Annotated in this window: 4 protein-coding genes; 2 read left to right on the top strand and 2 right to left on the bottom strand. The window is 71.3% G+C overall.

Annotated elements, in window-relative coordinates:
* Positions 1-1825, bottom strand: a 1825-nt coding sequence (locus AC5RV2_RS15740; protein WP_494093111.1) for a glycogen debranching N-terminal domain-containing protein, incomplete at its 3' end; no start/stop codon positions are given.
* Between the two features lie 68 nt (positions 1826-1893).
* Positions 1894-2130, bottom strand: a complete 237-nt coding sequence (locus tag AC5RV2_RS15735) for a hypothetical protein (protein ID WP_494093110.1) — start codon at positions 2128-2130, stop codon at positions 1894-1896.
* Between the two features lie 146 nt (positions 2131-2276).
* Between AC5RV2_RS15735 and AC5RV2_RS15730 the strand changes: the two genes are divergently transcribed.
* Both AC5RV2_RS15730 and AC5RV2_RS15725 read left to right on the top strand, forming a co-directional pair.
* Positions 2277-2924, top strand: coding sequence for a GntR family transcriptional regulator (locus AC5RV2_RS15730; RefSeq protein ID WP_494093109.1), 648 nt, complete (start codon positions 2277-2279; stop codon positions 2922-2924).
* Positions 2925-3147: 223 nt separating this feature from the next.
* A partial coding sequence (locus AC5RV2_RS15725; RefSeq protein ID WP_494093108.1) for an MFS transporter occupies positions 3148-3826 on the top strand: 679 nt, incomplete at its 3' end.

Genomic DNA, 3826 nt, shown 5'->3' with positions numbered 1-3826 from the left:
CGGCGTGCGGCCGGCAGGCGGACGGATACGGCAGTGCCGGCCGGACCTCCACCGCGGCCTGCCCGCTGAAGAGCTCCGGCAACCGGTAGCCGAATCCCTCGGCGGCGTCGAGCAATCCTGCCGCCAGCTGTGCGGCCTGTTCCTGGAAGCCGGTGCGCAGCAGCCCCATCACAGTCCACGCGGTCTCCTGCGTCCAGACCGCCCCCGCGCGGCGGCGGGTGGGCCAAAACCCGGGGTTCGCCGTCGACAGGGTCCGGACGCCGTAGCCGGAGAACAAGGTCCGGTCCATCAGCCGCGCGGCCACCGTCCGGGTCTCCTCGGGGTTCAGCAGTCCCGTGCCCAGCAGGTGTCCCATGCCGGACCCGACCCCGTCCACCCGCTGCTTCCGTTCGTCGAGTGCCATCGCCGGGTACGGGCCGGCGTCGTCGGTGCACCAGAACCGGCTGCGGAAGTTCTCCGCCAGCCGCGACGCGTAGTCGCGCCACTCGGCGCCGGCGTTCATTTCGCCGAAGTAGTCGAGCAGCACGGCCGCGGCACGGGCCGCCTCGTAGGCGTAGGCCTGGAGTTCGGCCGGCGCGACGGTTCCGGTGGCTGGCCTGCCGTCCAGATAGTGGTAGGCGGCCCGCGTGTCGCCGGACCCCTGGTGTCCCGGACCCTGCAGGGCGGGAACGGGCGCCTCCAGGAAGCCGTCGCCGTCGGGGTCGCCGTCGATGCGCAGCCAGTCCAGCGCGGCCTCCAAATGGGGCAGCAGGTCCCGGACGGCATCCTCCGGCATCCCCGAGTGCCAGGCGTCGTGCAGCAGCACGATCCACAGCAGCGTGGCGTCGGGCGACCCGTACAGGACCGGGGGCAGTTGCCGGACCGCAGCGTCGGCGGGCATCGACAGGCGGCGCTGCCGCACCTCCTGGACCATCAGGCCGGGCTGTTCGCCCGATTCCGCCGACTCGGCCGTGCCCTGCCAGGCTGCCACCGCCCGCAGCGTCCCTTCCGCTACCGCGGCGTCGACCGGCAGCAGCAGCCGGGCGGCAACCAGCGCCTCCCGGCCGTACAGCGTCAGGAACCACGGGGCCCCCGCGGCCAGGAAGACGTCGCCCGGGGTTTGGCGCCCGGCCATCCGCAGGCTGTTGAGGTCGGTCACGGAGCGGCTCATCAGCCGTTGCAGCCGGGGATCCCCGGCCAATGACGGCGTGCGCAGCGGGGGCGCGGCCGCGCCGGTCAGGGGAGCCTCGGCGTCGTCAAGCTCCAGGCTCCAGGACAGGACGACGACGGCGCCCGGCTTGAGCCGTTCCGTCCACTCCAGCCGGACCAAGCTGCCGTCGAAACTGACCCGGGCGCCTTCGGCCGTCAGCGCGGCGCGTGTATTGTCCCGCCAGCTCCAGACGGCGTCGCCGGGGGCCACCGAGCCGGCCTCGCCCGCGGCGCCGGCGCGCACCTGTTCCAGGGGAATGGCATCGGCCACCAGGTCGACGCGGACCTGGAGTTCCAACTCGTCCTCGAGGGCCGACGTGAACGTCAGCGCCTCGGCCAGCCGGCCGCCTTCCGCCGCCCGCGAGCGGTTCAGGGTGACCAGCGGATCGGTCCCGTCTTCGGCGGTCCGGATGAAGGAGAAGAAGTCGGCGCGTCCGGCCGAGCGCGACTGGGTGGAGATCCACTCCGGTTCCTGCCCGTTCACCGCCAGCAGGCAGCGGGCCAGCACCCGGTCGTCCCCGCAGTAGACCCCTTGGGCTCCGGTACCCCTGATCTGCCCGTGGGGCTCGCTCCAGGCTTGGACGGGTGCCGCAAATACTCCCGTGAGATCGTGCAGGTACGGCTGGCGGTAGACCATGGAATCATCTTGGCAGCATCGGCGGCGGCGGAACAATCTTCGGCCGGCCGGACACCGGCCGGCTGGAGTCAGGCGACGGTGTCGGAGGCGCCCCGCCCGCCGGGTGTCCAGGACAGGTGGATCAGGACCCCCTCCGCCGTCTCTTCGATCAGCAGGCGCAGCTCATCGCCATAGAGCTCCCGCGGCCCGGCGGGGCCGCTTTCGCTTTGCTGTACCAGATCGGCCAACGCGGCGGCCATCGCCCGCCCCCAGTCCTGGTGGTTTTTGCTGTTGGCGGTTGCGGTGGCGGTATAGGTGGCGTTCATTCTGCGCACATCCTGACTGCACGTTTAGAACCTGCCGCACGACGCTGTGCCGCAGGTCCCATCAGAGTAGCCAGCACCGGTGACCCCGATCTACCTTTTCGCGTACATTACTCGTATGTGACGTCGGTCATACGCGGCAGGGGGTCATGATGAGGGGCAGCGGTCCCGGGGGAGCGGTCCGCGACGAAGCGGTCCGCAGGTTGCGGGAGGACATCCTGGCGGGCGGTTTGGAGCCGGGCTCCAGGGTCACCGTTGCCGGGCTCGCCGGCCGCATCGGTGCGGAGGAGGCCTTGGTGCGCGACGCCGTCGGCGATCTCACGCAAGAAGGCCTGATCGAGGCCACCGGCCACGAACACCGGATCGCCAATCCCGGTCCCCAACAGGCCATCCAACTCCTGGATGTGATGGGCGTGGTGCTGGTTGCGCTGTTCGAGCGGGCAGCCCCGCGGCTGTCGCCTGAGGAGATCGACACCATGGCCGCGATGGCGGACGACCTGAGGGCGGCGATCGACCGAGAGGACGTGCTGGGCGCCTACCGCGCCGTCGGCAGCCTGGTAACCGTCATCCTTGGGGCGGCGGATCATCAGGAACTGAGGGCGGTTAACATGCACGTGCTCGACCGCTCGCTGGCCCGGTTGCACCTGTTCCAACACGCCGTCGCCTATCCTCTCTGGGCCGACGGCTGGCGCGAGACCGTGCAGTACCTCCAGCGGGGGCAGCACGAGGCGGCGGTGGAGCGGCTGCGCCAGACATTCTGGATCCTCGCCGAAGGGCTGGGCCAGGAGGGTTCCTAGCCCGCCTGCCGGGCAGCCGGGCCGCGACGGGATAAAGTGATTCCTTGCCGGTTTTGATCCCGGCCGCCCGCCCGGCCTTTCGACCCATGGACCACGCTTGCCCTCGCCCGCACAACTGACCGCCGACGCCCCACCGAGCCCCGATTCCCCGCCGCCTCCGGATGCCCGCCCAGGGGGCGGCCCCGCCCGGCGGCCGCCCGCCCCATTTGCCGGCCGGCTGACCGTGCTCGTCGGCGTCCTGCTGCTGGCGCTCAACCTGCGGCTGGCTGTCTCCGGCGTGTCGCCGGTGTTGGCGGATATTGCCGCGGATCTGCCGTTCGGCACGGCCTCCACGGGTGTGCTGGGCATGCTGCCCACCGCCGCCTTCGCCGCTGCCGGGTTCGCCGTTCCGTTGCTGATGCGCCGGATCGGTATGGAAGCGCTGCTGCTCGTGGCACTGGGCATGGCCGCCGTCGGCCAACTGGGCCGCGCCATGGTCTCCGATGTGCCGGCATTCCTGATCCTGTCCGGCCTCACCATGGTTGGCTACGGGATCGGCAACATTTTGCTGCCGCCGCTGGTGAAGCGCTATTTCCCGGACCGGATGGGCCTCATCACCGCGCTTTACGTGACCTTGCTGGCGGTCGGCACGGCGCTCAGCCCGCTGCTTGCCGTGCCGCTTGAGCAGGCTGCGGGCTGGCGGTTCTCGATCGGGGTGTGGGCGGCCGTGAGCGTGGCCGCCCTCGTGCCGTGGCTGATGACCGCGTGGACGGAACATTGGCGCCGCCGCACCGCGCGCCTGGTGCTGCAGCCCTACAGGCCCGGCGGCTTGGATATCCATCCGCCGGATGAGGGCAGCGCCCAGCAGCCGGCCGGTCCCGGGCCTGCCGTTGGTCCCGGTACGGGAGTTGGCCCCGGCGCTG

This window comes from Arthrobacter sp. Y3225116, from assembly GCF_059091245.1.
This window is presented reverse-complemented; position numbering and strand designations above follow the sequence as displayed.